This window comes from Paraburkholderia sp. CNPSo 3274 (assembly GCF_024206475.1).
Lineage (GTDB): Bacteria > Pseudomonadota > Gammaproteobacteria > Burkholderiales > Burkholderiaceae > Paraburkholderia.
Genome location: NZ_JAMBPR010000171.1, coordinates 1 through 4,356, shown reverse-complemented (window position 1 = coordinate 4,356; position 4,356 = coordinate 1). Strand labels below are relative to the sequence as shown.

The 4,356-nt window shown below is 57.9% G+C and carries 4 protein-coding genes and 1 pseudogene; all 5 read right to left on the bottom strand.

The genetic code is table 11. The features are described from left to right. Nucleotides 1–83 precede the first annotated feature (83 nt). Nucleotides 84–1,088 carry a tyrosine-type recombinase/integrase gene (locus tag M3I54_RS43595; protein ID WP_254346600.1) on the bottom strand — a complete coding sequence of 335 codons (1,005 nt, stop codon included), beginning with the start codon at nt 1,086–1,088 and terminating at the stop codon, nt 84–86. Continuing rightward, nucleotides 1,085–2,077, bottom strand: a complete 993-nt coding sequence (locus M3I54_RS43590; RefSeq protein ID WP_254346597.1) for a tyrosine-type recombinase/integrase — start codon at nt 2,075–2,077, stop codon at nt 1,085–1,087. Before M3I54_RS43590 ends, M3I54_RS43595 begins: the two co-directional genes overlap by 4 nt. Continuing rightward, on the bottom strand, nt 2,074–3,336 hold the full coding sequence (locus tag M3I54_RS43585; protein WP_254346590.1) for a site-specific integrase: 1,263 nt from the start codon (nt 3,334–3,336) through the stop codon (nt 2,074–2,076). The genes M3I54_RS43590 and M3I54_RS43585 overlap by 4 nt, the downstream gene beginning before the upstream one ends. A gap of 119 nt (nt 3,337–3,455) precedes the next feature. After that, nucleotides 3,456–4,100: pseudogene (locus M3I54_RS43580) on the bottom strand (IS21 family transposase); the annotation flags it as partial. Nucleotides 4,101–4,127: 27 nt separating this feature from the next. After that, on the bottom strand, nt 4,128–4,356 hold a 229-nt coding region (locus M3I54_RS43575), incomplete at its 5' end, for a hypothetical protein (RefSeq protein WP_254346588.1).

Below are 4,356 nucleotides of genomic sequence, written 5' to 3'. Positions count from 1 at the left end.
TGTGCCCGCTGGCGTTATGTGGCGGCAAGCGCGGTGTTCCCGTGCTGAGGCGGCGGGGAACGAATATTTGAGCACATAATTTGCTACAGCGAATTGAGCCATTCAAGAAGAGCTTTGTCGTCCTTCCAGGCGGTACGAGCTCGGGATCCCGCCGAAACACCAGAAATTACTGCGCACGCTGCCAACGCTTCGGCTTTTGCACGTAACGTTAGTTCTGCATATCGGTTTGTAGTATCGACACTGACATGTCCGAGCCAGCCACGAATTACGTTGATTTCGACACCGGATTCCAGAAGGTGGACCGCAGCGGTATGTCGAAACAGGTGTGGAGTGACGCGCCGGGGCTGTGGGCTCTCCGTATCCCACATTGCAGCATGTCGTCGAACTATCTTGTAGATACCGAAGCGCGTCAGGGGTCGGTTTCGTACTGCACAGCATACATAGCCGTCAGGCAATGTATGCTGCTCCGTGAGCAGTTGCTGAAGACGCTTAACCGTCTCCTCCCAGAGTGGGCAGATGCGCCACTTATCGCCTTTGCCGTGCAGATGAACCTTGGCTGGAGGGGTGAAATCGAGATGTTCCATGCGAAGATCGGCGACCTCTTGTACGCGGGCTCCGGTGTTGTACAGAAAGAGCAATAGTGTTCGATCCCGGAGTGCAAAGCGCCCCTGCTTTGGAAGGGAGCGAAACAGCGCCGTCACCTCATCATCCTCGAGATAGTGCGTGTCAGGCAGTGATGTGCGCTTGACAGGGATCGCGGCGACCCGCTGGCAAACTGCAAGCATCTCCGGCACTCGCAGAGCGAGGTATGTAAAGAAGGTATTCAACGCCGCGCGTCGCTGGTTGCGGGTACGCACAGAATTGCCACGCTGCTGCTCCAGGTACTTCAGAAATGCAAGAGCTTGCTCAAAGCTCAGGTCATCGAGGGCCAGGGACGCGATGGAACTGCCACGTTGTTCGGATACAAAGCACAGGAATAGACGGATGGTGTCGCGATAGCTTCGGATCGAACCTTGGCGCAACCCCTTCTGTACTGGAAGATGATCCGTAAAGAACGACTGTACCAATGGGCCGAGAGATGATGTCATGATGAGATGACCTCCTGGAGGGTTGCTGCGGCGAATGCCTCGTAGCGACGGTTCGCCTGCTCGAGCAGTGCTGGTGTCGTTGACAGATACACCGAGGTGGAACTCACATCGACGTGGCCCATGAACGTTGAAAGCGCAAGAAGATTCGCCTGTGGATCAAGGCCGACGCGGTACCAGCGGGTCAGTACGCCGACAGCGAAGGCGTGGCGTAGATCATGCAGATGCGGATTCGGAACACCCGGTGCAATGTCCAGATTCAACTTTGGAACCAGAGCATGAAAGGTCTGGCTTACCGTGCCCGGATTGATGGGCCGTCCGCCGCGCAAGCTAAAAAGCGGTGCCTCATCCGAGACTGCGCGCGCGCCCTCCATTTGGCGTCGCTGCACATGCTCGTTGAGCAACGCTTCGAGCTTGGGGCCGAAGGGAACGAGCCTGCTCTTATAAAACTTCGTTTCCCGGATGACCAGCAGCTGCCGCTCGCGATCAACATCCTTGATACGCAGTCGGCAGGCTTCTCCAACGCGCAGGCCGAGCCCATATAGAACAGCAAAAAGGACGAAGTAGGTGCTGCCTCGTTCAATGGTGCCTCCCTTGTCGGGAAGCGCTTTGGCAACAGCGAACAGCCTCCTGGCGTCTTCCGTGTCAAAGATAAACGGCGCCCGGTCATATCTCGATCGGCGCGGTGGCGATTGCAAGGGTGTCGCAGAGAGTTTGCCGCGATCGACGAGATACGAGAACAACCTGCCGATCGTACAACGTAGGTGGTTGTAGCTCCTCGGGCGCGATCGTGGACGCGAGAGCAGGAACTCGTCCACCAGGGCCGGAGTCACTTCGGAGAGGCCGCCAATGTGCCTCTGTAGAAGGTAGGCGTCGAGCAGAACGAGCGTCTTCTCTTCAACATTGTAACGCCTTCCCAACGAACGCTTGTGAACGATGAACTGCTCAATATCCGGCCCAAGAAAACTCTGGAAGGACGCGTGGGGTCTCATAGCACGTCCTCCCCGTCGCCCTGTGCGACATTGCGCAGTTCCTCGATCGCGATCTTTCCATAGATCTGGGTTGAAGAAATGTTTCGATGTCCGATATAGTCGCCAATGTGCTTGAGTGAGAAATGAGCGTTGAGCAATTGCTGAACGCAACTGTGCCGTAGCACGTGGGAGCCAGTGCGGGAAACGCTGACACCGGCCTTACGGATAAAGTGCGCGCACCGAGACACCACTGCCGCGGACTGGATCGGAGCGAGTGGTGCCGTCATGCGCATGAACACTTCACGATGCGTTGTAGCCGGCCGCCCATTCTTGAGGTAGTCCACGATCGCCGCACCAGCCACCGCTGACAGCGGATACGTAGTCGTATTGCCCGCCTTGCGGTCGCGGATTCTGAAACGTTCGTTGCGCCAGTCGACATCGTCCAAGGTGAGTGCGGCGACTTCGCAGGCCCGCAGTCCGTATGTCGCGAGCAGCAACAGCATCGCGTAGTCGCGCTTACCACATGGCGAGCGTCGATCAACGCTCGCCAAGATGCGCTCAACCTGATCCCAGTTGATCGATCGGGGAATGCCTGTGTTTCGATACGATTGTGGAAACTCGACCAGCGAACTCAGGTCTCTCGAGATCACTCCTTCACGATACAGGTATCGCAGAAAGACTCGCAGTGTTCCGCAAGCATTGCGAAGCGTGGTCCAGGCAATCCGTGGACCGTACTCGCTGATGAAGCCGCTGATCACGGTCGGCGACACAGTGCGTAGACCGATGCCGTTGCGTTCGAGGTAGGCTGCGAACTGTCGAAGGTGGAAGCGGTACTGGTAGATCGTACGTGGGCGAAGGCCCTTCTCCTCGACAAGGTACGCGAGGAACTTCGGAGCTTGCCGCGCGAACGGATTCTCTGGCTTGTGCGGACGCCCCGGACCATCGTAACCGTCAATCGCCAGACGTAGCATCTGACAAATGGGATTGCGTATCTCATGGGCCAACCGGCTCCTTCTGGAAGCGTTTCGTCCACGCGCTCGTCGGCGAATCCAGGCTTGAACAAACGGTTCGATGTGGTCGATTAGTTGAACGAATTCGTTCGCGCCGCGCGTCTTGGCGAACTCTCCGAACTCCATCAGAACCGGAACGCGGTGTAGCACGCTGCGAGGTGTATAGCGGTGCTCTGCCATCCAGTTGACGTACTGCTCGATAGCTGGAGCGATCCACGAAGCCCGGATGCGATCAACGCTCGCGGGACGAACATAATAGTTCTCGAGCATGACAATCTCCCAAGGAGAGTGGGAAGATCAACATGCCACAACGGCCCGTTATGTTGCCAGTGAGGTAACTAAATGGCCCACGGTCATCACTTCAAAAAGAAGGGCCACATAACGCCAGCGGGCACAAGCAGCCTTGGCACGCCGCCGCAGAACTCCATCGCGTCAATGAGGCCGCCGATCCAGTCGGGTGTCGCTTCCGAACGCGTGGCGCACGCATACGTGTAATTCGATGCGCCGAGCACGGCGACGAAGATGTGCGCCTTGAACGCAATGCCGCCGGTGCGATCGAGAATCGGCACCGTTTGCCCGGCGTAGTCGGCGAACAACTTCTCACCGGCGTAATGTTGCTGGGGCATCGACCGCTTCAACGTCTGGGCCCAGTCCTTGTATCGCTGACAGAACTGCGTGTAGCGCAAGGTCTTCTGGCCGGGGTTCGCGCCAACGTACTCTTCCCACAGCAGTTGCAACGTCACGCCTTTGCGGCGCAACTCCCGATGAATCCAGGCGCAGTCAGGCTCCATGCGCTTGCCTGCGGCCATTGTCGGAACGGCGCCGTTGACTAGCAACTGCTCCAGCTCTGCCTCGGACAGCGGCTCGATCTTCGCCCAGTCCAGGCCGGCCGAGGCGGCAAGCTGCAAATATTGGGTAATGGTGCCGAGCCCGACCCCGAGCGCGCCGCTCACCTGCCGGTGAGACAGATTACAGGTCCATTTCAGGCGAAGCACATCTTTTATTTTGCGCATGGTCGTCCGGTGAGCCGGCATCGTCGGGTTCTCCCAAAAGGAGCAACCTTAACCGCCGGCCGATTGAGCCATCCGCAGTACCGCCAACCAAAACCGCGCCTTTCGTTTCGGCTCACCGAACACGCATTTCGGCGGAGTGAACAGCCGTTTCGGCGGGCTGAACACCGATTTCGGGAAGATGAACACGCGTTTCGGAGCGCCGAACACCGATTCCGGAATACCCCGAAACCGTTCGACTTCAACCGAAATCCGTGTTCGACTTCGCCGAAATACGCAC

Bases quoted from the DNA above. Each gene is read 5' to 3' on its own strand.
- M3I54_RS43595 (WP_254346600.1), bottom strand. From the start codon at position 1,088: ATGACATCATCTCTCGGCCCATTGGTACAGTCGTTCTTTACGGATCAT.
- M3I54_RS43590 (WP_254346597.1), bottom strand. From the start codon at position 2,077: ATGAGACCCCACGCGTCCTTCCAGAGTTTTCTTGGGCCGGATATTGAG.
- M3I54_RS43585 (WP_254346590.1), bottom strand. From the start codon at position 3,336: ATGCTCGAGAACTATTATGTTCGTCCCGCGAGCGTTGATCGCATCCGG.